29 protein-coding genes are annotated in these 25,820 nt (G+C 52.4%); 21 read left to right on the top strand and 8 right to left on the bottom strand.

The features are described 5' to 3' along the window. The first annotated feature begins 186 nt into the window (after positions 1 to 186). Complete coding sequence (gene grcA / locus HU143_RS06170) at positions 187 to 570, top strand: autonomous glycyl radical cofactor GrcA (protein WP_000627811.1); 384 nt, start codon at positions 187 to 189, stop codon at positions 568 to 570. A 61-nt stretch (positions 571 to 631) separates the two neighbouring features. On the opposite strand, the gene eamB is transcribed toward grcA, so the two are convergent. Further along, the gene (gene eamB / locus HU143_RS06175) at positions 632 to 1,219 is read right to left on the bottom strand and encodes a cysteine/O-acetylserine transporter (protein WP_023227277.1); all 588 of its coding nucleotides are present in this window, start codon (positions 1,217 to 1,219) and stop codon (positions 632 to 634) included. Between the two features lie 102 nt (positions 1,220 to 1,321). Here eamB and HU143_RS06180 point away from each other — a divergent pair, with 102 nt between their 5' ends. Further along, the gene (locus HU143_RS06180; RefSeq protein ID WP_023227278.1) at positions 1,322 to 2,221 is read left to right on the top strand and encodes a LysR family transcriptional regulator; all 900 of its coding nucleotides are present in this window, start codon (positions 1,322 to 1,324) and stop codon (positions 2,219 to 2,221) included. Positions 2,222 to 2,238: 17 nt separating this feature from the next. Here the strand turns inward: HU143_RS06180 and srmB are convergent, their stop codons facing one another. Beyond that, entirely contained in the window at positions 2,239 to 3,573 is a 1,335-nt protein-coding gene (gene srmB, locus HU143_RS06185; RefSeq protein ID WP_023227279.1) for an ATP-dependent RNA helicase SrmB, read from the bottom strand. A gap of 129 nt (positions 3,574 to 3,702) precedes the next feature. Between srmB and trmN the strand changes: the two genes are divergently transcribed. Further along, positions 3,703 to 4,440 carry a tRNA(1)(Val) (adenine(37)-N(6))-methyltransferase TrmN gene (gene trmN / locus HU143_RS06190; protein ID WP_000083338.1) on the top strand — a complete coding sequence of 246 codons (738 nt, stop codon included), beginning with the start codon at positions 3,703 to 3,705 and terminating at the stop codon, positions 4,438 to 4,440. Here trmN and nadB read toward each other — a convergent pair. Beyond that, a complete protein-coding gene (nadB, locus tag HU143_RS06195; protein ID WP_023227280.1) occupies positions 4,425 to 6,047 on the bottom strand; it encodes an L-aspartate oxidase in 1,623 nt (540 codons plus the stop codon). The two genes, trmN and nadB, sit on opposite strands and share 16 nt — an antisense overlap. A 263-nt stretch (positions 6,048 to 6,310) precedes the next feature. Here nadB and rseD point away from each other — a divergent pair, with 263 nt between their 5' ends. The 12 genes from rseD (at position 6,311) to acpS (ending at position 15,922) form a co-directional block, all read left to right on the top strand. After that, positions 6,311 to 6,475, top strand: a complete 165-nt coding sequence (gene rseD, locus HU143_RS06200; RefSeq protein WP_014344135.1) for a rpoE leader peptide RseD — start codon at positions 6,311 to 6,313, stop codon at positions 6,473 to 6,475. Further along, positions 6,472 to 7,047 (top strand): RNA polymerase sigma factor RpoE, encoded by a 576-nt coding sequence (gene rpoE / locus HU143_RS06205; RefSeq protein WP_000003307.1) that lies wholly within the window; start codon positions 6,472 to 6,474, stop codon positions 7,045 to 7,047. The genes rseD and rpoE overlap by 4 nt, the downstream gene beginning before the upstream one ends. A 31-nt stretch (positions 7,048 to 7,078) precedes the next feature. Next, on the top strand, positions 7,079 to 7,729 hold the full coding sequence (rseA, locus tag HU143_RS06210; RefSeq protein WP_001168374.1) for an anti-sigma-E factor RseA: 651 nt from the start codon (positions 7,079 to 7,081) through the stop codon (positions 7,727 to 7,729). Continuing rightward, positions 7,729 to 8,685 (top strand): sigma-E factor regulatory protein RseB, encoded by a 957-nt coding sequence (gene rseB / locus HU143_RS06215; protein ID WP_000812021.1) that lies wholly within the window; start codon positions 7,729 to 7,731, stop codon positions 8,683 to 8,685. Before rseA ends, rseB begins: the two co-directional genes overlap by 1 nt. Further along, positions 8,682 to 9,161 carry a SoxR-reducing system protein RseC gene (rseC, locus tag HU143_RS06220; protein WP_000589049.1) on the top strand — a complete coding sequence of 160 codons (480 nt, stop codon included), beginning with the start codon at positions 8,682 to 8,684 and terminating at the stop codon, positions 9,159 to 9,161. Before rseB ends, rseC begins: the two co-directional genes overlap by 4 nt. A gap of 251 nt (positions 9,162 to 9,412) precedes the next feature. After that, positions 9,413 to 11,212 carry a translation elongation factor 4 gene (lepA, locus tag HU143_RS06225; protein ID WP_000790154.1) on the top strand — a complete coding sequence of 600 codons (1,800 nt, stop codon included), beginning with the start codon at positions 9,413 to 9,415 and terminating at the stop codon, positions 11,210 to 11,212. A 16-nt stretch (positions 11,213 to 11,228) separates the two neighbouring features. Continuing rightward, complete coding sequence (gene lepB / locus HU143_RS06230) at positions 11,229 to 12,203, top strand: signal peptidase I (RefSeq protein WP_000002559.1); 975 nt, start codon at positions 11,229 to 11,231, stop codon at positions 12,201 to 12,203. A gap of 273 nt (positions 12,204 to 12,476) precedes the next feature. Next, the gene (rnc, locus tag HU143_RS06235; protein WP_001068341.1) at positions 12,477 to 13,157 is read left to right on the top strand and encodes a ribonuclease III; all 681 of its coding nucleotides are present in this window, start codon (positions 12,477 to 12,479) and stop codon (positions 13,155 to 13,157) included. Then, positions 13,154 to 14,059 carry a GTPase Era gene (gene era / locus HU143_RS06240; protein WP_000102230.1) on the top strand — a complete coding sequence of 302 codons (906 nt, stop codon included), beginning with the start codon at positions 13,154 to 13,156 and terminating at the stop codon, positions 14,057 to 14,059. The genes rnc and era overlap by 4 nt, the downstream gene beginning before the upstream one ends. A gap of 11 nt (positions 14,060 to 14,070) precedes the next feature. Continuing rightward, the gene (recO, locus tag HU143_RS06245; protein WP_000399380.1) at positions 14,071 to 14,799 is read left to right on the top strand and encodes a DNA repair protein RecO; all 729 of its coding nucleotides are present in this window, start codon (positions 14,071 to 14,073) and stop codon (positions 14,797 to 14,799) included. Between the two features lie 11 nt (positions 14,800 to 14,810). Then, positions 14,811 to 15,542 carry a pyridoxine 5'-phosphate synthase gene (gene pdxJ, locus HU143_RS06250; RefSeq protein ID WP_000818964.1) on the top strand — a complete coding sequence of 244 codons (732 nt, stop codon included), beginning with the start codon at positions 14,811 to 14,813 and terminating at the stop codon, positions 15,540 to 15,542. Then, complete coding sequence (acpS, locus tag HU143_RS06255; RefSeq protein ID WP_000986043.1) at positions 15,542 to 15,922, top strand: holo-ACP synthase; 381 nt, start codon at positions 15,542 to 15,544, stop codon at positions 15,920 to 15,922. The genes pdxJ and acpS overlap by 1 nt, the downstream gene beginning before the upstream one ends. Positions 15,923 to 16,033: 111 nt before the next feature. Here the strand turns inward: acpS and HU143_RS06260 are convergent, their stop codons facing one another. Further along, the gene (locus HU143_RS06260; RefSeq protein ID WP_001196291.1) at positions 16,034 to 16,294 is read right to left on the bottom strand and encodes a YfhL family 4Fe-4S dicluster ferredoxin; all 261 of its coding nucleotides are present in this window, start codon (positions 16,292 to 16,294) and stop codon (positions 16,034 to 16,036) included. A gap of 37 nt (positions 16,295 to 16,331) precedes the next feature. After that, the gene (locus HU143_RS06265) at positions 16,332 to 17,258 is read right to left on the bottom strand and encodes a LysR family transcriptional regulator (RefSeq protein ID WP_001022463.1); all 927 of its coding nucleotides are present in this window, start codon (positions 17,256 to 17,258) and stop codon (positions 16,332 to 16,334) included. A gap of 115 nt (positions 17,259 to 17,373) precedes the next feature. On the opposite strand from HU143_RS06265, the gene HU143_RS06270 reads away from it, so the two are divergent. Together HU143_RS06270 and HU143_RS06275 are read left to right on the top strand one after the other, a co-directional pair. Then, positions 17,374 to 18,570, top strand: a complete 1,197-nt coding sequence (locus HU143_RS06270; RefSeq protein ID WP_001276364.1) for an OFA family MFS transporter — start codon at positions 17,374 to 17,376, stop codon at positions 18,568 to 18,570. 21 nt (positions 18,571 to 18,591) lie between these two features. Then, positions 18,592 to 19,509, top strand: coding sequence for an oxidoreductase (locus HU143_RS06275; protein WP_023227281.1), 918 nt, complete (start codon positions 18,592 to 18,594; stop codon positions 19,507 to 19,509). Positions 19,510 to 19,546: 37 nt separating this feature from the next. On the opposite strand, the gene HU143_RS06280 is transcribed toward HU143_RS06275, so the two are convergent. After that, the gene (locus HU143_RS06280; RefSeq protein WP_000995703.1) at positions 19,547 to 20,395 is read right to left on the bottom strand and encodes a MurR/RpiR family transcriptional regulator; all 849 of its coding nucleotides are present in this window, start codon (positions 20,393 to 20,395) and stop codon (positions 19,547 to 19,549) included. Between the two features lie 115 nt (positions 20,396 to 20,510). Here HU143_RS06280 and murQ point away from each other — a divergent pair, with 115 nt between their 5' ends. Genes murQ through tadA form a run of 4 tightly spaced genes read left to right on the top strand, consistent with a single transcriptional unit; the run spans position 20,511 to position 23,991 of the window. Then, positions 20,511 to 21,404 carry an N-acetylmuramic acid 6-phosphate etherase gene (gene murQ / locus HU143_RS06285; protein ID WP_001048531.1) on the top strand — a complete coding sequence of 298 codons (894 nt, stop codon included), beginning with the start codon at positions 20,511 to 20,513 and terminating at the stop codon, positions 21,402 to 21,404. A 10-nt stretch (positions 21,405 to 21,414) separates the two neighbouring features. After that, positions 21,415 to 22,776 carry a PTS transporter subunit EIIC gene (locus HU143_RS06290; RefSeq protein ID WP_000361660.1) on the top strand — a complete coding sequence of 454 codons (1,362 nt, stop codon included), beginning with the start codon at positions 21,415 to 21,417 and terminating at the stop codon, positions 22,774 to 22,776. A gap of 3 nt (positions 22,777 to 22,779) precedes the next feature. Then, positions 22,780 to 23,415, top strand: a complete 636-nt coding sequence (yfhb, locus tag HU143_RS06295) for a phosphatidylglycerophosphatase C (RefSeq protein ID WP_000253558.1) — start codon at positions 22,780 to 22,782, stop codon at positions 23,413 to 23,415. A 24-nt stretch (positions 23,416 to 23,439) separates the two neighbouring features. Then, on the top strand, positions 23,440 to 23,991 hold the full coding sequence (gene tadA, locus HU143_RS06300; protein ID WP_023216173.1) for a tRNA adenosine(34) deaminase TadA: 552 nt from the start codon (positions 23,440 to 23,442) through the stop codon (positions 23,989 to 23,991). A gap of 50 nt (positions 23,992 to 24,041) precedes the next feature. Here the strand turns inward: tadA and mltF are convergent, their stop codons facing one another. Both mltF and HU143_RS06310 read right to left on the bottom strand, forming a co-directional pair. Continuing rightward, positions 24,042 to 25,586, bottom strand: coding sequence for a membrane-bound lytic murein transglycosylase MltF (gene mltF, locus HU143_RS06305; RefSeq protein ID WP_000734249.1), 1,545 nt, complete (start codon positions 25,584 to 25,586; stop codon positions 24,042 to 24,044). Next, positions 25,587 to 25,817 carry a hypothetical protein gene (locus tag HU143_RS06310; RefSeq protein ID WP_001667158.1) on the bottom strand — a complete coding sequence of 77 codons (231 nt, stop codon included), beginning with the start codon at positions 25,815 to 25,817 and terminating at the stop codon, positions 25,587 to 25,589. Positions 25,818 to 25,820 lie beyond the last annotated feature (3 nt).

Genomic DNA, 25,820 nt, shown 5'->3' on the forward strand with positions numbered 1-25,820 from the left:
TGGTGTAAGTTGATGTAAAACAATAAATTCCCTTCATTACCCTTTTTATGGTGTGGTTTTTATTGATTTAAATCAAAGAATGAAGGGTGATCGAAGGGTATATATACACTCAAGCAACAATGGTTTTACCAATTGGCCGGGATTAGGCCGACCGAAATCAAATAATTTTGCCTGGGGAGGCATCACATGATTACAGGTATCCAGATTACTAAAGCCGCTAACGACGACCTGCTGAATTCCTTCTGGCTGCTGGACAGCGAAAAAGGCGAAGCGCGCTGCATCGTTGCAAAATCCGGCTTTGCTGAAGATGAAGTTGTGGCTGTCAGCAAACTGGGCGAGATTGAATACCGTGAAATTCCGATGGAAGTTAAACCGGAAGTACGCGTTGAAGGCGGTCAGCATCTGAACGTTAACGTTCTGCGTCGTGAAACTCTGGAAGACGCGGTTAAGCATCCGGAAAAATACCCGCAGCTGACTATTCGTGTTTCTGGTTATGCGGTGCGTTTTAACTCCCTGACGCCGGAACAGCAGCGCGACGTTATCGCTCGTACCTTTACCGAAAGCCTGTAAGGCTTATCCGGTAATAACAAGCGGAAGAGGCCGGGCCTTTTCCGCTTTTGTTTTATTTGGGTCAGTAAAAAATCCGCACCGCGCAGTACACCAGCAGTAACGCCAGAATGATATTTAACTGGCGACCATAATGGCGAAACGCCCGCTGAAACAGATGTCCCGCCAGCGCCCAACACACATTACCGAACGTGCCGATCAATGCCAGCAATATACTGACGCCGATGACCCAGTTCAGCGCCTGCGTTTGCGGTAAAACAAATGTAGACAGAGCGGTAATGCCGTACAGAATAATTTTGACGTTCACAAACTGCAGGCCAAAGCTTACCCAAAAGCCAACCGGTTTTGGTCTGACCTTCTCATCCGCCGCTGGACTGGTGGCAATTTTCCACGCCAGCCACAGGATATACGCAGCCCCCACCCAACTGAGCAAATGAATGATTGCCGGATCGATAACCGCAAGGGAAAACGCGATCCCGGCGCACAGCAGCATGACGACCAAAAATCCCAGACTCATACCTGCCAGTACACGAATACTCTGCCGAAAACCATGTGCAGTTGCTGCGCTAAGCGCGAGAATATTGTTAGGGCCGGGGGTAAGGGCGGTGATTAATGTATAAGTCCAGAAAGCGCTTAAAAGCATCGGTGCCACTTGTCATCTCCTCTGTTTTAGCAGACAGTACCCGATATGAAATATTTAAAAAAATGAATGTTTTTTAATTCTGAATTCGAGATTTTCGATAGGTTGGTGGTTATGGATCTGCGTCGGTTTATTACGCTGAAAACGGTAGTGGAAGAGGGCTCGTTTCTGCGGGCTTCGCAAAAGCTGTGCTGTACTCAGTCGACGGTAACTTTTCATATTCAACAGCTTGAACGTGAGTTTTCCCTGCAACTGTTCGAGAAAATAGGGCGCCGAATGTGCCTGACCAATGAGGGGAAAAAGCTGATGCCGCATATCCATGAACTGACGCGTGTGATGGAGTCGATTCGTGAAGCCGCAAGGCAGGATGCGGAACCCGGCGGAGAGCTGCGCGTGGCGACAGGTGAAACCTTACTGGCGTACAAAATGCCGCAGGTTTTACAACGTTTTAAGCTGCGAGCGCCGAATGTCAGATTGTCGCTACAATCGCTGAATTGCTATGTGATACGTGATGCGTTGCTGAATGACGAGGTCGATCTGGGCGTTTTTTATCGCGTAGGTAATGATGACGCGCTCACGATGCAGCAACTGGGGGAGCAGTCGCTGGCGCTGGTGGCCTCTCCACTGCTACAGAATGCTGATTTTACGCAGCCAGATCAGCATATCCCCTGTAGTTTCATCATCAATGAACCGCAATGTGTCTTCCGCCAGCTGTTTGAAAGTACGCTACGGCAGAGGCGGATTACGCTGGAGAACACCATTGAACTGTGGAGTATTGAAAGCATTAAACAGTGTGTGGCTGCTAACCTGGGCATCAGCTTTTTACCACGTTTTGCCGTTGAACGAGAACTTAGTACCGGTCAGTTGAAAGAGCTGCCGTTTGGCGCGCCGTCGCTATCGATCATGGCGCTGTGCGCCCATCATGCCGGGAAAGCGGTCAGCCCGGCAATGCAGATATTTATGCAGTGTATGGAGGCGTGTTTTACCGTGGAAGATAAAAAAATGCCGGGTTAACGAACCCGGCATTATTATTACTCTTCGCTGGATGGCTCCTGCATTTTCGTACCGCTTGGCTTGCGGCGTTTACCGATATTTTTTGTATCGCGGTGACGTTTCTTCACGCGCGGCTTCTCTTTTTCTTTCTCTTTTTTCTTCTCGGCGCGTTTCGCCAGCACTTTTTTCGACGGTTTGCCGGTCAACTTTTCGCTAGGCGCACGCGTGGTCGGGCGAAGCTCATCAATGATGCGCGCTTTTAGCGGCTCTTCGATGTAGCGACCGATTTTCAGCAGCAACAGATGGTCGTGGGCTTCTACCAGCGAGATTGCAGTGCCTTTGCGGCCAGCACGGCCTGTACGACCAATGCGATGCAGATAGGTATCGCCACTGCGCGGCATGTCGAAGTTAATGACGTGGCTGACGTCAGGAATATCAATCCCGCGTGCCGCGACGTCGGTCGCGACCAGCACGTTAACGCGACCGTCGGTGAGACGCTTAATACCTTCGTTACGTTTGATCTGCGCCATCTCACCTTCAAGATAGCAATTGTTGATCCCTGCCAGACGCAGCGTTTCAGCCAATTCATGGACGCGTTCACGTTTACGTACAAACACGATAGAACGGGTTGCATCGTCTTGTTTTAGCAGGTGCTTCAACAGCGCAACTTTATGTTCGAAATTGTCGGCACGGTAGTACCACTGGTGAATTTTCTTACGCTCGCGGGTTGACGGATTGGCGGAAACCTCAACCGGGTCTTCCAGCAGGCGCTCGGCAAAATCTTTAATCGCATCGCCTTCCAGCGTGGCGGAGAACAGCATCGTTTGTTTACGCCAGCGGGTCTCACCAGCGATATGTTCAATGTCCTGAGCGAAGCCCATGTCGAGCATCCGGTCAGCTTCGTCAAGGATCAGTGTTTCAACCGCCCGGCAGTCAAAGTTCTCTTCTTTTATATATTGCAGCAGACGGCCCGTCGTGGCGACCACGATATCCTGGTTTTCGCTAAACACTTCAGCATGGTTCATATAGGCCACGCCGCCGGTAATCGTGGCGATATCCAGATGAGTATGCTTAGCCAGTTCACGAGCGTGATCGGCAACCTGCATTGCCAGTTCGCGGGTTGGCGTCAGGATCAGAATGCGCGGCGGCCCCGATTTTTTACGCGGAAAGTCGAGCAGGTGCTGCAACGCCGGCAGCAGATATGCCGCCGTTTTACCGGTGCCTGTCGGCGCAGAACCGAGTACATCACGGCCATCGAGCGCAGGCGGAATGGCGGCAGCCTGAATGGCGGTCGGGCGAGTGAAACCTTTATCCTGGAGGGCATCCAGCAGGCTTTCGTCGAGTTCAAGTTCGGAAAAAGTCGTTACAGTCATGTTCTACCTCTGTGTGGGGCGCTGATTATAGACGTTACGGCCGCAATCTTCATCTGTTTGTATGGATATCCCTTCTCAGGTATTGTTTTCACCCGGCGCTGTCGCCGTTTTTTGCAAGGTTGTTTTTACATGTCTCAGTCTGGCTCCGCTCTTCGTCGTAACGGATTTACGTTTAAACAGTTTTTTGTCGCACACGATCGGTGTGCGATGAAAGTGGGAACTGACGGTATTTTACTCGGGGCGTGGGCGCCGGTCGCGGATGTAAAGCGAATTCTGGATATCGGTACTGGAAGCGGTCTGCTGGCGTTAATGCTGGCGCAGCGGACGGATGACAATGTGCCTATTGACGCCGTGGAACTGGATGCCGGGGCTGCCATGCAAGCGCAGGAAAACGTTGCTCACTCTCCCTGGCCGCATCGAATAACAGTGCATACTGATGATATTCAGTGTTGGGCGCCTCGCCAGACGGTACGCTTTGATCTTATTATCAGCAACCCGCCTTATTACGAACCCGGTGTGGAATGCGCCACGCCGCAGCGGGAGCAGGCGCGTTACACCGCTACGCTGGATCACCAGACGTTATTGGCTATTGCGGCGGATTGTATTACCGAAGACGGCTTTTTTTGCGTAGTCTTGCCGGAACAAATAGGTAACGCTTTTACGCAGCAAGCGCTCAACATGGGATGGCATTTGCGGTTACGTACTGACGTTGCGGAAAACGAAGCGCGCTTGCCGCACCGGGTTTTGCTCGCATTCTCCCCGCAAGCCGGGGAGTGCTTTAGCGACAGATTAGTAATTCGCGGGTCAGACCAGCATTATTCTGAAAGTTATACGGCGCTGACCCAGGCATTTTATCTGTTTATGTGAGGCGTTAACGGCGAAAGGATCGATGGGCCTGATTCAGCCAGTTGTTGCGGATAATCCAGCGTAAAGTGCAGCCCCCGGCTCTCTTTACGCATCATCGCGCAACGCACAATCAGTTCGGCCACTTGCACCAGATTGCGCAGCTCCAGTAAATTATTCGAGACGCGAAAGTTGGCGTAATACTCGTCAATCTCTTGTTGCAACATGGTAATACGCCGTAGGGCGCGCTCCAGCCGTTTCGTCGTGCGCACAATCCCCACATAGTCCCACATCAGCAGGCGCAGTTCATGCCAGTTATGCTGAATCACCACCCGCTCATCGGCGTTCTCCACGCGGCTTTCATCCCAGGCGGGAAGGGCGTCAACGCTATGGACAGAAGGCATTCGCCTGTCGATATCCATTGCTGCGGACCAGCCGTACACTAAGCATTCCAGCAACGAGTTGGACGCCATACGGTTAGCGCCGTGCAGGCCGGTGTAACTGACTTCGCCAATGGCATATAAGCCGTCTATATCGGTACGACCATAATCATCGACGACTACGCCGCCGCAGGTATAGTGCGCGGCAGGAACAACGGGAATCGGTTCTTTGGTTAAATCCATCCCCAAATCGAGCAGTTTCGCATAGATCATCGGGAAGTGCTGGCGGACAAAATCGTCAGGCTTGTGGCTGATATCGAGAAACATACAGTCTGCGCCGAGTCGTTTCATCTCATGGTCAATCGCGCGGGCGACAATATCGCGCGGCGCCAGTTCGCCGCGTTCGTCAACGTCCGGCATAAACCGTGAACCGTCCGGACGTTTAAGGTATGCGCCTTCGCCGCGCAGCGCTTCGGTAAGGAGAAAATTACGCGCCTGCGGATGATAAAGGGCGGTGGGATGAAACTGGTTAAATTCCAGATTAGCGACCCGACAGCCCGCGCGCCAGGCCATCGCGATACCGTCGCCGGAGGAAATATCCGGGTTAGTGGTATATTGATAAACCTTTGAGGCGCCACCGGTCGCCAGCACCACCGACTTCGCATGACAGGTTTCAACCCACTCTTTATTGCGATTCCAGATCCAGGCGCCGACGACCCGGCGAGGCCCCGGCAGACCCATTTTATCGGAGATAATTAAATCAACGGCGTTGCTGCGTTCCAGCACCTGAATATTAGGATGATTTTGCGCCCGACTGACCAATGTGGTTTCGACTTCCTTTCCGGTAGCGTCGGCGGCATGAAGGATACGGCGATGACTATGGCCGCCTTCACGCGTGAGATGATAGCTCTCCTTGCCGTTTGGCTGGACATGCGTATCAAACAGCACGCCCTGATCGATAAGCCACTGCACGCAGGTACGGGCGTTGCTGGCGACAAACTCCACCGCGTGGCGATCGCAAATTCCGGCGCCGGCAATCAGCGTATCTTCGACATGCGACGCAATACTGTCGGTTTCATCAAACACGGCGGCAATACCGCCCTGCGCATAAAACGTGGAGCCCTCGCTCACCGGCCCTTTACTCAGGACGATAACCTTATGTTTTTCAGCCAGACGCAGCGCCAGCGAGAGTCCGGCCGCGCCGCTGCCGATAATTAACACATCACAGGACAGTTCAGGAGTTGTCATCATGGTTCTTGTTTAATTTACTAAACATGGTTGCGGCAGATTAGCACTATATGGCGCTAAAAAGCACGTTGTGATTTCGCTGGTGTTGTGCTTATTAAACATAAAATAAAAATACGGCGAGAGATAAACGGCAAAAAATATTTTATAGGGCAGGGTGTTAGCGTCGGATTTTGTAGTGAAATAAAGATGCTGTTAGGTTACTCTGCACACGACGAAATGGGCATTTCTGTACAGATAGTGCGTTGTTCAGCATCTGTAGACTTATAATGGAAGATAAGACCTGTCTACAACATGACAAACAAAAACAAATGCGTAACGGAACTTTACGAAACATAGACACTCTAACCTGTTGCTTGCTCATAGTGCGGCTTATGGAGTGGCGTTTCGAAAGCGCGTGGAAATTTGGTTTGGGGAGACATTACCTCGGATGAGCGAGCAGTTAACGGACCAGGTCCTGGTTGAACGGGTCCAGAAGGGAGATCAGAAAGCCTTTAACTTACTGGTAGTGCGCTACCAGCATAAAGTGGCGAGTCTGGTTTCCCGCTATGTGCCATCGGGCGACGTTCCCGATGTCGTACAGGAATCATTTATTAAGGCCTATCGCGCGCTGGATTCTTTCCGGGGGGATAGCGCTTTTTATACCTGGTTGTATCGCATTGCGGTCAATACCGCGAAGAACTACCTGGTTGCTCAGGGGCGTCGTCCGCCTTCCAGTGATGTAGACGCGATTGAAGCAGAAAACTTTGAAAGCGGCGGCGCGCTGAAAGAAATTTCGAACCCTGAGAACTTAATGTTGTCAGAAGAACTGAGACAGATAGTTTTCCGAACTATTGAGTCCCTCCCGGAAGATTTACGTATGGCAATCACCTTACGGGAGCTGGATGGCCTGAGCTATGAAGAGATAGCGGCTATCATGGATTGCCCGGTGGGGACGGTGCGTTCACGTATCTTCCGGGCGCGGGAAGCTATTGATAATAAAGTTCAACCGCTTATCAGGCGTTGACGATAGCGGGATACTGGAAAAGGTATTAGGCATGCAGAAAGAAAAACTTTCCGCTTTGATGGATGGCGAAACGTTGGATAGTGAGCTGCTCAAAGCGCTTACGCACGACCCGGAAATGCAGAAAACCTGGGAGAGTTATCACCTGATCCGCGATTCAATGCGGGGGGATACGCCTGACGTTCTCCATTTCGATATATCCGCTCGCGTGATGGCCGCTATTGAAAACGAGCCAGTACGTCAGGTGTCGCCATTAATCCCTGAGGCCCAACCCGCTCCGCAGCAATGGCAGAAAATGCCGTTCTGGAAAAAAGTGCGTCCGTGGGCGGCGCAGCTTACCCAAATGGGCGTGGCGGCGTGCGTTTCACTTGCAGTTATCGTCGGTGTCCAGCACTATAATGGGCAATCTGAAACATCCCAACAACCTGAAACGCCGGTTTTCAATACCCTGCCTATGATGGGGAAAGCCAGCCCGGTAAGTCTGGGAGTGCCTTCTGAAGCAGCGCCTGTCGGCAGTCAGCAACAGCAGGTACAGGAGCAGCGTCGTCGCATTAATGCCATGTTGCAGGACTATGAACTGCAGCGCCGACTGCACTCCGAACAGCTTCAGTTTGAGCAGGCGCAAACCCAGCAAGCCGCGGTACAGGTGCCAGGAATCCAAACTTTAGGAACGCAATCGCAGTAATGAAGCAACTTTGGTTTGCCATGTCCCTTGTGGCGGCTAGCCTGTTCTTCTCAGTAAACGCCTCGGCCGACCCTGCGTCCGGGGCGTTATTGCAGCAGATGAACATCGCCAGTCAGTCACTGAATTACGAGCTGTCATTCGTCAGCATCACGAAACAAGGCGTTGAATCTCTGCGTTATCGACACGCACGCCTGGATAGTCGCCCGCTTGCGCAATTGCTACAGTTGGACGGTCCCCGCCGGGAGGTCGTACAGCGTGGTAATGAAATCAGTTATTTTGAACCGGGCCTTGAGCCGTTCACCCTGAACGGTGATTATATTGTCGATTCTCTGCCTTCCCTGATTTACACCGATTTCAAGCGCCTGGCGCCTTACTACGACTTTATTTCCGTCGGTCGCACCCGTATCGCAGACAGATTGTGCGAAGTTATCCGCGTTGTGGCGCGCGATGGTACGCGTTACAGCTATATCGTCTGGATGGACATGGACACCAAACTACCGATGCGCGTTGATCTTCTGGATCGCGATGGCGAGACGCTGGAGCAGTTCCGCGTTATTGCGTTCACGGTGAGTCAGGATATCGGCAGCAACATGCAGGCGCTGGCGAAGGCGAATCTGCCGCCGCTGCTTTCTGTTCCCGGTGGCGAAAAAACGAAATTTAACTGGAGTCCATCCTGGGTGCCGCAAGGCTTTAGCGAAGTTTCCAGCAGCCGTCGTCCGTTGCCGACGATGGATAACCTGCCTATCGAATCGCGGCTTTATTCTGACGGTCTGTTTAGCTTTTCCGTCAATGTGAACCGGGCGACGCAAAACAGCAGCGATCAGATGCTGCGCACCGGGCGCCGAACGGTTTATAGCAGCGTTCGCGACAACGCGGAAATCACCATTGTCGGCGAGCTTCCGCCGCAAACGGCGAAGCGCATTGCCGACAGTATCAAATTCAGGGCAGTACAATGATTAAAGAGTGGGCAACCGTTATCTCCTGGCAGAATGGTCAGGCGGTGGTGAGCTGCGACGTTAAAGCGTCATGCAGCAGCTGCGCCTCCCGTGCGGGATGCGGCAGTCGCGTGCTGAATAAATTAGGGCCGCAAACCACGCATACCATTGTTGTGCCAAGCGCGGAGCCGCTGGCGCCGGGGCAGAAAGTCGAGTTGGGCATCGCCGAAAAAAGCCTTTTAGGTTCGGCGTTGCTGGTCTATATGTCGCCTTTAGCAGGGCTATTTCTTTGTGCGGCGCTTTTTCAGATGCTGTTTGGATCTGACCTTGCCGCATTAAGCGGGGCCGTGCTGGGCGGCGTGGGCGGTTTTCTGGTTGCCCGCGGCTATTCCCGAAAACTGGCGGAGCGCGACGCCTGGCAGCCGGTGATTTTAAACGTTGCCCTCCCGCCGGACCTTGTTCGCGTCGAAACTACCTCAATCGAAACGCGCCAGTAAACGTTTTGCCCAACGGTACACCTGCCGCGTTGGGTTGTTGTCCCGATAAGCATTCGCTTTTCCTGCGTTGCGGTGTTTTACAGGAAAAAAGCGAGGCGTTTTCCAGTTCCCGCTCTCCTTACACTATGAACATTTCCTCGCCTTAGCGTTGTAGTGTAGAATGCGGCGTTTCAGTTAAAACAGACGTTAAGCTCAGAACAGCGACCTCTAAAGTCTGGTCAACCAGGCGTAAGGCATAATAATTTATCTCTATGAAGAACATACGTAACTTTTCGATCATTGCTCACATTGACCACGGTAAATCGACGCTGTCTGACCGTATTATCCAGATCTGCGGTGGCCTGTCTGACCGTGAAATGGAAGCTCAGGTACTTGATTCGATGGATCTTGAGCGTGAGCGCGGTATTACTATTAAAGCCCAGAGTGTGACGCTGGATTTTAAAGCGTCTGATGGTGAAACTTATCAACTGAACTTTATCGACACGCCGGGACACGTTGACTTTTCCTATGAAGTTTCCCGTTCGTTAGCCGCCTGCGAGGGCGCGCTGCTGGTGGTGGATGCCGGCCAGGGCGTAGAAGCGCAAACGTTGGCGAACTGCTACACCGCGATGGAAATGGATCTTGAAGTGGTGCCGGTGCTTAACAAGATTGACCTGCCGGCCGCCGATCCGGAGCGTGTGGCGGAAGAAATTGAAGACATTGTCGGCATCGATGCGACGGATGCGGTACGCTGCTCCGCCAAAACGGGTGTCGGCGTGACGGATGTTCTGGAACGCCTGGTGCGCGATATCCCGCCGCCGCAAGGCGATCCGGACGGCCCGCTGCAGGCGCTGATTATTGACTCCTGGTTCGATAACTACCTGGGCGTGGTATCGCTGGTGCGTATTAAAAACGGCACCATGCGTAAAGGCGACAAAATTAAAGTGATGAGCACCGGGCAGACCTACAACGCTGACCGCCTGGGGATTTTCACGCCGAAACAGGTTGATCGTACCGAGCTGAAGTGCGGCGAAGTAGGCTGGCTGGTCTGCGCCATTAAAGATATCCTCGGCGCGCCGGTTGGCGATACTTTAACCTCAGCGCGTAACCCAGCGGAAAAAGCGTTGCCGGGCTTTAAGAAGGTGAAACCGCAGGTCTATGCAGGTCTGTTCCCGGTCAGCTCCGACGATTATGAAAGTTTCCGCGACGCGCTCGGCAAGCTGAGCCTGAACGATGCCTCACTGTTTTATGAACCGGAAAGCTCCTCGGCGCTGGGCTTTGGTTTCCGCTGCGGCTTCCTCGGCCTGTTGCACATGGAGATCATTCAGGAGCGTCTGGAACGCGAATACGATCTGGATCTGATCACCACTGCGCCGACCGTGGTTTATGAAGTAGAAACAACGGCGAAAGAGACTATCTATGTTGATAGCCCCTCCAAGCTGCCGCCGTTGAATAACATTTATGAACTGCGCGAGCCTATCGCCGAGTGTCATATGCTGTTACCACAAGCCTATTTAGGTAACGTTATTACGCTGTGTATTGAGAAACGCGGCGTACAAACTAACATGGTATATCACGGTAACCAGGTCGCGTTGACCTATGAAATCCCGATGGCGGAAGTGGTGCTCGACTTCTTTGACCGTCTGAAATCAACGTCGCGCGGCTATGCGTCTCTGGATTATAACTTCAAGCGCTTCCAGGCTTCCGATATGGTGCGTGTTGATGTGTTAATCAACAACGAGCGTGTCGATGCGCTGGCGCTGATCACGCACCGTGATAACTCGCAAAGCCGTGGTCGCGAGCTGGTGGAGAAGATGAAAGATTTGATCCCACGTCAGCAGTTTGATATCGCGATTCAGGCGGCGATTGGTACGCATATTATTGCCCGTTCGACGGTAAAACAGTTACGTAAAAACGTGCTGGCGAAGTGCTACGGCGGTGATATCAGTCGTAAGAAAAAACTGCTGCAGAAACAGAAAGAAGGTAAGAAACGCATGAAGCAGATCGGTAACGTCGAGCTGCCTCAGGAGGCGTTCCTCGCCATTCTGCATGTCGGTAAAGACAATAAATAATCCCTAAGGAGTTGGCATGGCGAACATGTTTGCCCTGATTCTGGTGATAGCCACACTGGTGACGGGCATTTTATGGTGCGTTGATAAGTTTGTTTTCGCGCCAAAACGTCGGGCGCGCCAGGCTGCCGCGCAAACGGCGTCGGGAGATGCGCTGGATAACGCTACGCTCAATAAAGTGGCGCCTAAGCCGGGCTGGCTGGAGACCGGGGCGTCGGTTTTCCCGGTTCTGGCGATCGTTCTGATCGTTCGTTCATTTCTTTATGAACCCTTTCAGATCCCGTCAGGCTCAATGATGCCGACACTGCTTATCGGCGATTTTATTCTGGTGGAAAAATTTGCCTACGGCATTAAAGATCCGATCTACCAGAAAACCCTGATTGAGACCGGTCATCCAAAGCGCGGGGATATTGTGGTATTTAAATATCCGGAAGATCCTAAGTTAGATTACATCAAACGCGCCGTCGGTTTGCCGGGCGATAAAATCACTTATGATCCGGTTGCGAAAGAGGTGACGATTCAGCCTGGCTGTAGCTCCGGTCAGGCGTGCGAAAATGCGCTGCCGGTTACCTACTCTAACGTTGAGCCGAGCGATTTTGTACAGACCTTTGCCCGCCGTAACGGCGGAGAAGCGACCAGCGGTTTCTTTGAGGTTCCGCTAAACGAGACGAAAGAAAACGGCATTCGCCTGACCGAACGTAAAGAGACGTTAGGCGATGTGACCCACCGCATCCTGATGGTGCCGATAGCCCAGGATCAGTTGGGCATGTATTACCAACAGCCAGGACAACCGCTGGCGACCTGGGTTGTACCGCCGGGACAATATTTCATGATGGGCGACAACCGCGATAACAGCGCGGATAGCCGTTACTGGGGATTTGTTCCGGAAGCGAATCTGGTCGGTAAAGCGGTCGCTATCTGGATGAGCTTTGACAAGCAGGAAGGGGAGTGGCCGACAGGCGTACGCCTGAGTCGTATCGGCGGTATTCACTAACTGTGACGAAATGATCGTTTACGCTGCCGTCTTTTTAGCGGCAGCGTGAATTATTTCCTGGATAAATTCCCTCAGACTAACGACATCCCCTGTCGTTGTGTATAGAATATTCCCCCGAAGTTTTAGGTTGGCGCCGTTTGGTCGCCACGGCACACGAAACAGCGTTGGTTATAGACAACCTTCTTTCCGCTGCAGCGATGCGGCAGGACAGATGACGTGTATCAGGTCTGTTTCGTGTGCTGGATTGTTGACGCATTCATTTATTGGTATCGCATGAACCCCATCGTAATTAATCGGCTTCAACGGAAGCTGGGCTACACTTTTAATCATCAGGAGCTGTTGCAGCAGGCATTAACTCACCGCAGCGCCAGCAGTAAACATAACGAACGCCTGGAGTTTTTAGGCGATTCAATCCTGAGCTTCGTTATCGCTAACGCGCTTTATCACCGTTTTCCACGGGTGGATGAGGGAGATATGAGCCGTATGCGCGCCACGTTGGTACGTGGTAATACGCTGGCGGAATTAGCCCGTGAATTTGATTTAGGCGAGTGCCTGCGTTTAGGGCCGGGCGAATTAAAAAGCGGCGGATTTCGTCGGGAGTCCATTCTGGCGGACACCGTTGAAGCGTTAATCGGCGGAGTATTTCTCGATAGCAATATCCAGACCGTCGAGCAGTTAATCCTTAACTGGTATAAAACTCGTCTGGATGAGATAAGTCCGGGCGATAAACAAAAAGATCCTAAAACGCGCTTGCAGGAGTATTTGCAGGGTCGCCATCTGCCGCTGCCATCTTACCTGGTTGTGCAGGTACGCGGCGAAGCGCACGATCAGGAATTTACTATCCACTGCCAGGTCAGCGGCCTGAGTGAACCGGTGGTTGGCACGGGTTCCAGCCGTCGTAAGGCGGAGCAGGCTGCCGCCGAACAGGCGCTGAAAAAACTGGAGTTGGAATGAGCACCGACAAAACTTATTGCGGATTTATTGCCATCGTCGGACGTCCGAACGTTGGCAAATCCACCTTGCTGAACAAACTGCTTGGGCAGAAGATTTCGATCACTTCCCGTAAAGCGCAGACCACGCGCCACCGCATTGTCGGTATTCATACCGAAGGCCCGTATCAGGCAATCTATGTCGATACCCCGGGACTGCATATGGAAGAAAAGCGCGCCATTAACCGTTTGATGAATAAGGCGGCGAGCAGTTCGATTGGCGACGTTGAGCTGGTGATTTTCGTTGTGGAAGGCACCCGTTGGACGCCGGACGACGAAATGGTCCTGAACAAACTGCGCGATGGCAAAGCGCCGGTTATTCTCGCCGTTAACAAGGTGGATAACGTGCAGGAAAAAGCCGATTTGCTGCCGCACCTCCAGTTCCTGGCAAGCCAGATGAACTTTCTTGATATCGTACCCATCTCTGCTGAAACGGGTATGAACGTCGATACCATTGCCGGTATCGTGCGTAAACATTTACCGGAAGCGATTCACCACTTCCCGGAAGATTACATCACCGATCGCTCTCAGCGCTTTATGGCGTCTGAAATCATCCGTGAAAAGCTGATGCGTTTTCTCGGCGCCGAGCTGCCGTATTCCGTTACCGTTGAGATTGAACGTTTTGTTACCAACGAACGCGGCGGCTATGATATCAACGGGCTGATCCTCGTCGAGCGCGAAGGGCAGAAGAAGATGGTGATTGGCAACAAAGGCGCCAAAATCAAAACCATTGGTATTGAAGCGCGTAAAGACATGCAGGAGATGTTCGAAGCGCCGGTACACCTGGAACTGTGGGTGAAAGTGAAATCCGGCTGGGCCGATGACGAACGCGCTCTGCGCAGTCTCGGTTACGTAGACGATCTGTGAGTTAACACAGCGTGGAAGGGTGGCAGCGCGCATTTGTCCTGCACAGTCGCCCCTGGAGCGAAACCAGCCTGATGCTGGACGTCTTCACGGAAGAATCGGGGCGCGTGCGCCTTGTCGCCAAAGGCGCGCGATCTAAACGTTCCAATCTGAAAGGCGCGTTACAGCCTTTTACACCGTTATTGCTACGCTACAGCGGACGCGGCGAGGTGAAAACCCTGCGCAGCGCCGAGGCAGTTTCTTTGGCGCTGCCGTTAAGCGGTATTACGCTCTATAGCGGCCTGTACATCAACGAGCTCCTCTCTCGCGTACTGGAATATGAAACGCGCTTCTCCGAACTCTTTTTTGATTATCTGAACTGTATTCAGGCGCTGGCGGGAACCACCGGCTCGCCTGAACCGGCGTTGCGACGTTTCGAACTGGCGTTGCTGGGGCATCTGGGGTATGGCGTCAATTTTACCCACTGTGCAGGCAGCGGCGAACGGGTGGATGACACCATGACCTACCGTTACCGCGAAGAAAAAGGCTTTTTCGCCAGCGTCGTCATCGATAACAACACCTTTACCGGACGGCACCTGAAAGCGCTGGAGGCGCGGGAATTTCCGGATGTAGATACCCTGCGTGCCGCTAAACGCTTTACCCGTATGGCATTAAAGCCGTATCTTGGGGGAAAACCGTTAAAAAGCCGGGAGCTGTTCCGGCAATTTATGCCCAAACGCACAGTAAAAACGAAAAAAGATTAACGAGGATTGTCATGGCTGAATTACTGTTAGGCGTCAATATTGACCACATTGCCACGTTACGTAATGCGCGCGGCACCGACTATCCGGATCCGGTACAGGCGGCGTTTATTGCTGAACAGGCAGGCGCGGACGGTATTACCGTACACTTGCGCGAGGATCGTCGCCACATTACCGATCGCGATGTGCGCATTCTGCGTCAGACGCTGCATACGCGTATGAATCTGGAGATGGCGGTGACCGAAGAGATGCTGGCGATCGCCGTAGAAACCAGGCCGCATTTCTGTTGTCTGGTGCCGGAAAAACGCCAGGAAGTCACCACCGAAGGCGGTCTGGATGTGGCCGGACAGCGCGATAAAATGCGTGATGCCTGTGCGCGCCTGGCGGCGGCTGGCATCCAGGTTTCGCTCTTTATCGATGCCGATGAAGCGCAAATCAACGCGGCAGCGGAAGTCGGCGCGCCGTTTATCGAAATCCATACCGGCTGCTACGCCAACGCGGAAACCGATGCGGAACAGGCAAAAGAGCTGGCGCGTATTGCCAGCGCCGCGACCCTGGCGGCCCGTCTGGGGCTAAAAGTAAATGCGGGTCATGGCCTGACTTACCATAACGTCAAAGCTATTGCCGCACTGCCGGAAATGCACGAGCTCAATATCGGTCATGCCATTATTGGTCGGGCGGTGATGACGGGGCTGAAAGAGGCGGTGGCTGAAATGAAACGTTTGATGCTGGAAGCGCGCGGTTAATGGCGATTCTCGGCCTGGGAACGGATATTGTAGAGATTGCCCGCATTGAGGCAGTGATCTCCCGTTCCGGCGAACGTCTGGCAAGGCGTGTGCTCAGTGACAACGAGTGGGCTATCTGGGAGACGCATCAGCAGCCGGTGCGTTTTCTCGCCAAGCGTTTTGCGGTCAAAGAGGCGGCAGCGAAAGCTTTTGGCACCGGCATCCGCAACGGTCTGGCGTTTAATCAGTTCGAAGTGTTTAACGATGAGCTGGGAAAACCACGTTTGCGGCTGTGGGGCGAGGCGTTAACGCTGGCGGAAAAACTCGGTGTGGCGCACATGCATGTCACGTTGGCCGATGAACGCCATTACGCCTGCGCTACGGTCATTCTGGAAAGTTAGATTTGCCGGATGGAGGCGTAAACACGTTACCTGACCTACAGGCCGATATATTGTCGGCCTGATAAGCATAGCGCCATCAGGCATTGTTGCGTTGGAAGTGCGTTAACCCGCTTACAGTTTATCTGCGTGATGCATCAGAACAAACTTATCCCACAACTGTTCTTCGGTTTCGACATGGGCGGGATCCTGCAAAATCGTATTGGGGATCGGACAGACTTTCTGACAGGTCGGCGTTTCGTAATGGCCTACACACTCGGTGCATTTGTCGCTGTTAATCTCATAAATGCTGTCGCCCATTGAAATCGCCTCATTCGGGCACTCCGGCTCGCACATATCGCAATTGATACATTTTTTGGTGATTAACAGCGCCATCAGGAAATTCTCAGAAACAACACAAATCGGGCGGGCATTATACGCCTATTTTCTGCTCGGGCCAGCTCTTTTCTGGCGCTGATTTGTTATCTACCGTGTAAAAATTTTTGATCTGCTTGAGCAGGCAGATGGTTGCGTTATCCAGTGAAAGGTCATTACTGTGCACCAGCATGACAGGAATAAAGAATGCGGGGATGCCCAGTGAAACCAGGCGAACATTTTTGGGTGTCGATAAATGGGTTAGCGAGCGGGTAATAAATGCGATGCCAATCTGCGCTTCGGCATACTCAAGGCATGAGTAGTGGTTATCCAGTTCGCAGATGACGTTAGGAACGACTTTGCGGTTATTAAATTCAGTGGTGATGATCCCCCTTAATAGCAGAGAGTCATTAAGTACGATAATGGGCTGGTCGTTTAAATCTTTTAGATGCAGACGTTCGCGTGTCGCCAGAGGATGAGAAAGTGGGATTGCAGCGATAATTTCATCTTCAAACAGCATGGTCGAGCTTAGCTGGGCAGGGAGCGCTGTTCGATAAACAATGCCAATATCAACGGCGCTATCCGTCAGCTTTTTAATGGTTTGCTCAGTTGAGAACTCTTTAACATTTAAAGATATTTCCGGATGGTGTGCCATAAAGTTGCGAAAAGCGGGCAGGACCAGGTAGCTGCCTGACACCCCGATTGAAATAGTATCGCGCTGTTGATCCTGATAGGGAAGAAGTTCATTTTCTGCATTTTTTAAATCCAGCATTATTTTGTTAGCGTGTCGTTGCAAAATAATGCCTGCTTTTGTTAATTTAATTCCTCTACCTTTTCGCTTAAATAATATTGTTTTAAGTGATGACTCAAGTTGTTTTATTTGCTGACTTAATGATGGCTGAGTGATAAACAGGCGACTGGCTGCCCGACCATAATGTAATTCATCACACAATATCAGGAAGGAATGTAGTTGTTTGATATTCATTAAAATTTAATGCCAATCGATTGGGTTTTGTTATAACGATTATAAAAAATACCAAATTGTTTGCCTATTTTGCTTTTTTTAAACTGTGATCAGTGCATTTTAAAAAGGGAAAATTATGTCGGCATCAATCAACCGCTGGGGAATGCTTGCCGCTCACGTGTGCATCAATTTTGTGCTCGGGGGCGTCTACGCATTTAGCTATTTCAAAACACCACTCATGGCGCAATATCACTGGGATCCGGCTACGCTGGCGTTAGCATTCTCTATCAACATGGGGATCATTCCTTTACCGATGATTTGGGGCGGGAGAATGATCGACAATGGTAAAGGAAAGCAGGCGATAGTTATCGGTGGTATCCTGTTTTCTTTAGGTTTTATCTTGTCCGGGTTTGTGGATAATTTGCCCATGCTGTTTTTAACCTACGGCGTCATTGCCGGGTTGGGATCGGGCCTGGCTTTTACGGGTAATCTTAATAATATTCTGAAATTTTTCCCTGACCGTCGCGGTCTTGCCAGCGGTATCGTACTGGCGGGGGTTGGCGTCGGGACGCTACTTTGCACCCGCCTGGCCGAATATTTTATGGCGCAAACTCACGATGTTAGTCGGGCGTTGTTATATCTTGGTATTGTTTATCTGGTGGTTATTTTTATCGTCCAGTTCTTTATTCGTAGCGCGCCAGCAAAAGATAGCGGAGGAATTAAAGCGTCGCCACTGGATAAAGACTATCGGCACATGCTGAAAGATCTGCGCTTCTGGCTGTTGTTTATGATTCTGGCGCTGGGCGTGTTCTCTGGGATGGTAATTAGCTCAAGCTCTGCGCAAATTGGTATGACGCAGTACGGTTTACTGTCCGGTGCATTAGTCGTTAGCCTGGTCTCGATATTTAACTCGATCGGTCGCCTGTTCTGGGGAGGGCTAACCGATAAATTAGGCGGCTATAATACGCTGGTTATTGTTTACCTCTTTACCTGCTTGTGTATGCTGCTGTTATTTTTCTTCAATGGCAATACTTCGGTATTTTATTTCAGCGCTCTGGGCGTGGGCTTTGCTTATGCCGGTATATTAGTTATCTTCCCTGGCTTGACCAGCCAGAATTTTGGTATGCGTAACCAGGGACTAAACTACGGCTTTATGTATTTTGGTTTTGCCGTCGGTGCGGTTATTGCTCCTTATGTCACGTCCGCTATTGCAAAATATACCGGAAGCTACAATACAGTATTTATTTTGACAACGGTGCTATTGCTTATTGGAGTCGTGTTGACCCTGATAACGAAAAAATATGTCGCAACGGTTTTAGCCAAAATTCATTAATCAGATAATAAGGAAATAAAAATGAAAATTGCAATCGCAGGTGCAGGCGCTATGGGGTGTCGTTTTGGCTATATGCTGCTGGAGGCCGGGCGCGACGTGACGCTTATCGATAGCTGGCAGGAGCATGTCGACGCTATTCGTAGCAAGGGGTTGTTTGTCGAAACGGAAACGACTCAGAAGTATTACCCCATCCCTGCTATGTTGGCTGATGAATCCCAGGGGGAGTTTGAGCTGGTTATTCTGTTTACCAAAGCCATGCAGCTGGATAGCATGTTACAGCGTATCAAGCCATTACTGCCAGCCGCGAAAGTCGTGATGATTCTATCTAACGGTCTGGGAAATATTGAAACGCTGGAGAAATATGTCGATCGGCAGAAAATCTATGCGGGTGTGACGTTATGGTCCAGCGAACTGGAGGGAGCTGGGCATATTATGGCCACCGGTACCGGAACGATTGAACTGCAGCCGATTGCCAGCCAGGATTCGGCTCAAGAGGCTAAGGTCATTGCCACCCTTAATAGCGCTGGATTGAATGCTGAAATAAGCCCTGACGTATTATTATCGATCTGGAAGAAAGCAGCCTTTAATAGCGTAATGAACACCTATTGCGCGCTACTGGATTGTAATGTCGGCGGATTTGGTCAGCGGCCTGGTGCTTTAGATTTAGCGCAAGCGGTAGTTGATGAGTTTGTGTTAGTTGCTGCCAGCCAGAATATTCCGTTGACTGAGCAAATGGTGATGAATACGGTGAAGAAAGTGTTCGATCCGCGTGAGAGCGGCCACCACTATCCTTCTATGCATCAGGATTTACATAAAGGCCGACTGACTGAAATCGACTATTTAAATGGTGCGATTGCGCGAATCGGCGCTCAGAACAATATTGCCGTACCGGTTAACACACTCCTGACGCAATTGATTCACGCTAAAGAAGCGCAATAAACTTGATGGCTCTTCTGCATGAGGCGGAAGAGCCATTTCAAACCAGTTTTTTTACCAGCGCCTCGCTATGGCGAATACGCTCCGGCGCCCGCTCTAAATCCTGTTGTACCAGCGCCATAAACAGTAAGTCGGTCAACATCATTTGCGCATGTGTCGAGGAGATAGCGGCGCTGCGCGTCGCCTGCTCTTCAGCAATCGTATACAGACAGCGGGTGGCGCGCTGCTGCAAGGCGTTGGGAGAAAAACCGGTAATGGCCAGGATCTTCGCGCCTGCGCGTAATGTTTCGTCCGCCGCCAGGTTCAGCTCGCGCCGTTCCCCGGAATAAGAGATCGCCAGCAGCAGATCCTCCGGCGCCAGCGCCTGCACCGTCGCCAGCAGGGCGTGCATATCGCGCTCAACCACCGCGTTAATGCCAATCTTCAGTAGCTTCCAGGCAAAATTTTGCGCCACCAGCCCAGAGGCGCCAATCCCGGTGATCACAATACGGCGGGCGTGGCGCAGCATCGTGACGCTTTCTAACAGTTTTTCTTCACTGTTAACGTCCAGCGTGGCGTGCATCGCCGCCACATTCTCTTTAATTAATTTTTCCCCGACCAGGCGCATCGGATCGTCGCCGCGAATCTGGTTATGAACGGGAACGGAATGCGGATTAGGATTGCTGGCCAACGCTTCGCTGAGAGCCAGTTTCAACGCCGGAAACCCTTTAAACCCCAGTTTTTGCGCGAACTTGACTACGCTGGATTGGCTGACGCCCGCTTCGGCCGCCAGTTGCTGCGAGCTCAGATGCCGCGCCGTATCCGGTTGCGCGAGCAGATAATCCGCCAGTTTCCTGTCGCTTTGCGCGAGATCCGGATAACGCTGGCGAATACGAATCAAACAGTTCATGGGCAGCTCCTGCGAAACGTGATGGCGACGACAAAACGAAATTTCACTCGCCTGGGGGAATATTCTATTCCATCATGGACGCTTATTATGAATTAAAAATTCCAGAGGGACAAAAATGAATCTTGGTACCTTAGTGTCTGAAACCCGTAACCCGCAAACGATGGATCTGGATGCGTTGCCTACTCCTGAATTAGTTAAGCGTTTTAATGAACAGGATACGCTGGTAGCGGAAGCAGTAAAAGCCACTCTGCCTGACGTCGCGCGTGCGGTGGATGCCGCGGCGGCGGCGCTGAAGTCTGGCGGACGTATCATCTATATGGGCGCGGGCACCAGTGGTCGGCTTGGCGTACTGGATGCCTCAGAATGCCCCCCGACGTTTGGCGTTCCGCACGGTCTGGTCGTCGGGCTGATTGCCGGCGGGCCGGGCGCGTTGCTGAAAGCGGTCGAAGGCGCGGAAGACAGCCAACAGGCAGGCGAAGACGATCTTGTCGCGCTAAATCTGCAAGAACAGGATCTGGTCGTGGGGCTCGCGGCGTCGGGTCGTACACCCTATGTGATTGGTGGCCTGCGCTATGCGCGACAGTCCGGTTGTACCACTGTTGCCGTCTCCTGTAATCCAGATTCGCCTATTGCGCGGGAGGCTAATATCGCTATTTCGCCCGTTGTCGGGCCGGAAGCGCTTACCGGCTCCACGCGGCTGAAATCCGGCACCGCGCAGAAAATGGTGCTCAATATGATTTCTACCGGCGCGATGGTGAAGTTCGGTAAGGTCTATCAGAACCTGATGGTGGATATGAAAGCCACCAACGTCAAACTGGTCGATCGCGCGTGTCGGATGGTCGTTGAAGCGACCGGGATAGGTCGTGAAGAGGCGGAAACGTTGCTGAAACAGACCGATTTTGAGGTTAAGCCCGCCATTTTGATGGCGCTTACGGGGCTGGATGCTGCAGCCGCCAGGGAAAAACTCGCCGCTCATCAGGGCTTTTTAAGGGCGGCGTTAGAACACTAAAGAGGTGTGTATGGATAAGACGGCAGCGCTCGCCAGCGACATTTTACGTGGTATCGGCGGAGAGCAAAATATTCTGCGCCTGGAAAACTGTATGACGCGAGTCAGGGTGGAGGTACAGGACGACAGCCAACTGGATATTCCGCGCTTAAAAGCGTTGCCTGGCGTCAGTGGATACGTAAAGCAAGGGGAGCAACATCAGCTGATCGTTGGGCCGGGGAAGGCTGCGCAGGTGGTTGATGCGATGCGCGTGCAGATTGCCGCAGGTGGTGTAAAGCCGGACGATGCTATGGCGCGTACCAAATCCGAGGCGAAAGCGAAGTATAAAGCGCCGATGAGCGATGCGTTGCGTAAGCTGGCGAATGTTTTTATTCCGCTTATTCCCGCCTTTATCGCATCCGGTTTGATTACCGGCATTATCAACATTCTTAAACGTCCGGATATCGTCGGCGATGTTGCCGTCCACTATCCTAACCTGCTGGGCCTGATGGGGATATTTGGTAGCGCGGTATTCGCTATCATGAACATTCTGGTTGGCGTCAATACCGCGAAAGTCTTTGGCGGATCGCAGGCGTTAGGCGGCGTGATGGCGGGGATCCTTTCCAGCCCGCAACTGGCGCAGATTACGCTCTTTGGCGAGGCGCTTCAGCCGGGACGGGGCGGCGTCATCGCCGTCCTGCTGGTGGTGGCGTTAATGTGCTGGATTGAGCGCCAGTTCCGTAAGCTGCTGCCGGGGTCGCTGGAGTTAATTCTTAACCCTTTATTGACGACTGTTATCACCGGCGCGGTAGCGATTGTCGCTCTGCAACCGCTTGGCGGCTGGATTTCAGACGCTATCGCTCACGGCGCGTCCTGGGCTATCGATCGCGGCGGTTTTCTGGTGGGCGCGGTGTTAGCCGGAACCTTCCTGCCGTTGGTACTGACCGGGCTGCATCAGGGGCTGGTGCCTATTCATGTGGAGCTGGTGCAAGCGCACGGCTATAACGCGCTGTTTCCCATCCTGGCGATGGCGGGCGTTGGTCAGATAGGCGCGGCCATTGCCGTACTGATGAAAACCCGCAATGCGCGACTCAAAAAGGTGATTAAAGGCGCGCTTCCTGTCGGACTGCTGGGGATTGGCGAGCCGCTGATTTTTGGCGTCACGCTGCCATTGGGTAAGCCATTTATTGGCGCTTGCCTCGGCGGCGCGGTAGGCGGGGCGTTGATCAGCTACTGGAAAGTGGCGACGGTAATTACCTTTGGTATTTCCGGTTTGCCGCTGGCATTAACAATTGTTGCCGGAAAAGTCCTGTTCTATCTGTTAGGCTATTTAATAGCGGTAATTGCCGGGTTTATTTTTACCTGGCTGCTGGGGTTCAATGATCCAGAGGAGTAAGGTTTGGTCAGCCACGAGCGTCGTGTCGTCTTTTTTGATTTGGATGGAACGTTACATCAACAGGATATGTTCGGCAGTTTTCTGCGTTATTTGCTGCGCCGTCAGCCGCTAAATGCGCTGCTCGTACTGCCGTTGTTGCCCATTATCGGTATCGGTTTACTGGTAAAAGGGCGTGCGGCCCGCTGGCCGATGAGTCTGCTGTTGTGGGGCTGTACTTTTGGCCATAGCGAAACGCGTTTGCAGGCGCATCAGGCGGATTTTGTCCGTTGGTTTCGCGCTAACGTCACGGCGTTTCCGGTCGTACAGGAGCGTCTGACCACCTATCTATTGAGCTCTGACGCGGATATCTGGCTTATTACCGGTTCTCCGCAATCATTGGTAGAGCAAGTCTATTTTGATACGCCGTGGTTGCCGCGTGTTAACCTCATCGCCAGCCAGATGGCGCGACGGTATGGCGGCTGGGTATTAACCGTGCGCTGTCTGGGCCATGAAAAAGTCGCGCAACTGGAACGTAAAATCGGTACGCCGTTGCGTCTTTATAGCGGCTACAGCGACAGCAAACAGGATAACCCGCTGCTTTATTTTTGCCAGCATCGCTGGCGGGTGACGCCGCACGGCGAGTTGCAGCAGCTCGAATAGTGAAACGCATAGCGTCTGTGTATAATGCCGCCCGCTTTCATTACCGGAGTTACCTCTTTGTCTGATGTCGAATTAGATCACGAATACTGGATGCGCCACGCGCTGACGCTGGCGAAACGCGCCTGGGACGAACGCGAGGTTCCGGTTGGCGCGGTATTGGTGCATAACCATCGCGTCATTGGCGAAGGCTGGAACCGACCCATTGGCCGCCACGATCCTACTGCGCATGCTGAAATAATGGCGCTGCGTCAGGGCGGTCTGGTATTGCAGAATTATCGGTTACTGGATACCACGCTGTATGTCACGCTGGAACCCTGTGTGATGTGCGCAGGCGCTATGGTGCATAGCCGCATTGGACGCGTTGTCTTTGGCGCGCGCGATGCAAAAACCGGCGCGGCCGGATCGCTAATTGATGTGCTGCACCATCCGGGAATGAATCACCGGGTCGACATTATTGAAGGGGTGCTGCGCGATGAATGTGCGACGCTGCTCAGTGATTTTTTCCGTATGCGTCGTCAGGAAATTAAAGCCCTGAAGAAAGCCGACCGTGCGGAAGGCGCGGGGCCGGTAGTATAGCGCAATGCCGGATAAGACGTTGCGCGTCGCCATCCGATAAGACCATCGCGCTATTTTTCTTCTTTCTTCTGCGGCGTAAACAGTAAAGACGGCGAATGCGTCAGGTAGCCTGATGACTGCGATAAAAACGACAGGAGGGGGAAGGGCGCTTTATTCAGCTCCTCCGGCGACACCGCCGGGTAATCCTGCGCCAGTTTCATGGCTTCCGCTTCCTGCTTTTCTTTTTCCTGTAAATACCCCACTAAACTTATCTGGTATTTACGGATATTTTCCACATAAGCATAAGCCTCATGTCCACGCGCGTAACCGTAGGTTAGCTTACTGTAATACGGTTTTTGGCTTAACAGAGGCAAACGCTGCTTCACATCGGTCCAGCTATCCGGATTGCCTTTGGTTTTTACCGTCAGCGATCTGGCATCGAGCATGTGCGCATAACCCATATTGTAGGCGGCTAAGGCAAACCAGATACGCTCGTCTTCCGGAACGGTTTCGGGAACTTTAGCCATCATATCTTCAAGATAGCGAGCGCCGCCGCTGATGCTTTGCTCCGCATCGGTACGGTCGGTCAGCCCCAGACTTTGGGCGGTATTTTTAGTCAGCATCATCAGGCCGCGCACGCCGGTTGGCGAGGTCGCCAGCGGGTCCCAGTGTGATTCCTGATAAGAAATCGCCGCCAGCAGGCGCCAGTCTATCTCTTTGGCATATTTTTTAAATAACGGCTCCAGCTCCGGCAGGACGTTATCCACCGCTCGCAGGAAAGAGCGGGTATCAACGTAGTCGAAATCATCGCCATGCCCCAGATATTTCTCTTCGATCCGCGCCAACGACCCGTCTTCATTGATCGAATTGAAAAAATCGAGCAGCGCGGCGGAGAGCGTATTATCGTCGTCCAGTCGGCTAAACCAGGTCACGGGCTGTTCATCCGTGACGTCCAGCGCCACGGCCAGTTCGGGATGGACGCGCTGAAACAGACTGATCGCCACTGAATCGGCAATGGTGTAATCCAGCTTGCCGCTGATGACCTCTTCCAGCAGCGTCGTCGAGCCTTTTTTATCATCCACCTTCCAGCTCAGGTCGGGAAACTTTGTCTCTTTTAAACGCTGTAAGTCATTGACCACGACGTGCCCTGGCGCAATGGTAAGCTGATTCTCGTTAACGGTCGCCAGCGAACGTGGGCGATATTGTCCGACCCGGTAGACGAGCTGTTGCGAAACCGAATAATACATGGGGCCGGGCTGATAGTTTTTAACGCGCGCGCTGTCGTAGACCAGCCCTGCCGCGAGCAGGTCGGCATTGCCGTTATCCAGATCGTCAAACAACTGGCTGATATTCTGGCGCACCGTCACTTTCAGCTTCACGCCGAGATAGTTGGCGAACTGCTGCGCCAGTTCATAGTCCAGACCATATTTTTTACCGTTGATAACGGAATAGGTTAATGGCGAGTCGATCGTACTGACGCGCAGTACCCCCCGGGCTTGAATCGCGGCGATATGGTTTTCGGTTTTACCGAACCAGGGGATTGAGGGCCAAAGGGCTGCTGCCAGCAGCAGCGTCAATATGCCGATGAACAGATAATTAATCTTTAATTTTTTCAATTAGTTAATTCTCTGGATCGTGCGTTGCCTCGGGCTGAAAAAGATGTTTTGCTGCAATAGATAAGTCATTAATGAGCGGCATTTTGCGTAACAATGCGCCAGTTGGCAACTTATTCGCAACGATAGCCGCACCGTATGACAAGAAAAAGCGGTGATTTTATTTCTACGCAAACGGTTTCGTCGGCGCGTCAGATTCTTTATAATGACGGCCGTTTCCCCCCTTGCGCACACCGA

The organism is Salmonella sp. SJTUF14076, from assembly GCF_015534835.1.
Taxonomy (GTDB): domain Bacteria; phylum Pseudomonadota; class Gammaproteobacteria; order Enterobacterales; family Enterobacteriaceae; genus Salmonella; species Salmonella enterica.

Bases quoted from the DNA above. Each gene is read 5' to 3' on its own strand.
- grcA (WP_000627811.1), top strand. From the start codon at position 187: ATGATTACAGGTATCCAGATTACTAAAGCCGCTAACGACGACCTGCTG.
- HU143_RS06180 (WP_023227278.1), top strand. From the start codon at position 1,322: ATGGATCTGCGTCGGTTTATTACGCTGAAAACGGTAGTGGAAGAGGGC.
- srmB (WP_023227279.1), bottom strand. From the start codon at position 3,573: ATGACTGTAACGACTTTTTCCGAACTTGAACTCGACGAAAGCCTGCTG.
- trmN (WP_000083338.1), top strand. From the start codon at position 3,703: ATGTCTCAGTCTGGCTCCGCTCTTCGTCGTAACGGATTTACGTTTAAA.
- nadB (WP_023227280.1), bottom strand. From the start codon at position 6,047: ATGATGACAACTCCTGAACTGTCCTGTGATGTGTTAATTATCGGCAGC.
- rseD (WP_014344135.1), top strand. From the start codon at position 6,311: ATGGAAGATAAGACCTGTCTACAACATGACAAACAAAAACAAATGCGT.
- rpoE (WP_000003307.1), top strand. From the start codon at position 6,472: ATGAGCGAGCAGTTAACGGACCAGGTCCTGGTTGAACGGGTCCAGAAG.
- rseA (WP_001168374.1), top strand. From the start codon at position 7,079: ATGCAGAAAGAAAAACTTTCCGCTTTGATGGATGGCGAAACGTTGGAT.
- rseB (WP_000812021.1), top strand. From the start codon at position 7,729: ATGAAGCAACTTTGGTTTGCCATGTCCCTTGTGGCGGCTAGCCTGTTC.
- rseC (WP_000589049.1), top strand. From the start codon at position 8,682: ATGATTAAAGAGTGGGCAACCGTTATCTCCTGGCAGAATGGTCAGGCG.
- lepA (WP_000790154.1), top strand. From the start codon at position 9,413: ATGAAGAACATACGTAACTTTTCGATCATTGCTCACATTGACCACGGT.
- lepB (WP_000002559.1), top strand. From the start codon at position 11,229: ATGGCGAACATGTTTGCCCTGATTCTGGTGATAGCCACACTGGTGACG.
- rnc (WP_001068341.1), top strand. From the start codon at position 12,477: ATGAACCCCATCGTAATTAATCGGCTTCAACGGAAGCTGGGCTACACT.
- era (WP_000102230.1), top strand. From the start codon at position 13,154: ATGAGCACCGACAAAACTTATTGCGGATTTATTGCCATCGTCGGACGT.
- pdxJ (WP_000818964.1), top strand. From the start codon at position 14,811: ATGGCTGAATTACTGTTAGGCGTCAATATTGACCACATTGCCACGTTA.
- acpS (WP_000986043.1), top strand. From the start codon at position 15,542: ATGGCGATTCTCGGCCTGGGAACGGATATTGTAGAGATTGCCCGCATT.
- HU143_RS06260 (WP_001196291.1), bottom strand. From the start codon at position 16,294: ATGGCGCTGTTAATCACCAAAAAATGTATCAATTGCGATATGTGCGAG.
- HU143_RS06265 (WP_001022463.1), bottom strand. From the start codon at position 17,258: ATGAATATCAAACAACTACATTCCTTCCTGATATTGTGTGATGAATTA.
- HU143_RS06270 (WP_001276364.1), top strand. From the start codon at position 17,374: ATGTCGGCATCAATCAACCGCTGGGGAATGCTTGCCGCTCACGTGTGC.
- HU143_RS06275 (WP_023227281.1), top strand. From the start codon at position 18,592: ATGAAAATTGCAATCGCAGGTGCAGGCGCTATGGGGTGTCGTTTTGGC.
- HU143_RS06280 (WP_000995703.1), bottom strand. From the start codon at position 20,395: ATGAACTGTTTGATTCGTATTCGCCAGCGTTATCCGGATCTCGCGCAA.
- murQ (WP_001048531.1), top strand. From the start codon at position 20,511: ATGAATCTTGGTACCTTAGTGTCTGAAACCCGTAACCCGCAAACGATG.
- HU143_RS06290 (WP_000361660.1), top strand. From the start codon at position 21,415: ATGGATAAGACGGCAGCGCTCGCCAGCGACATTTTACGTGGTATCGGC.
- tadA (WP_023216173.1), top strand. From the start codon at position 23,440: ATGCCGCCCGCTTTCATTACCGGAGTTACCTCTTTGTCTGATGTCGAA.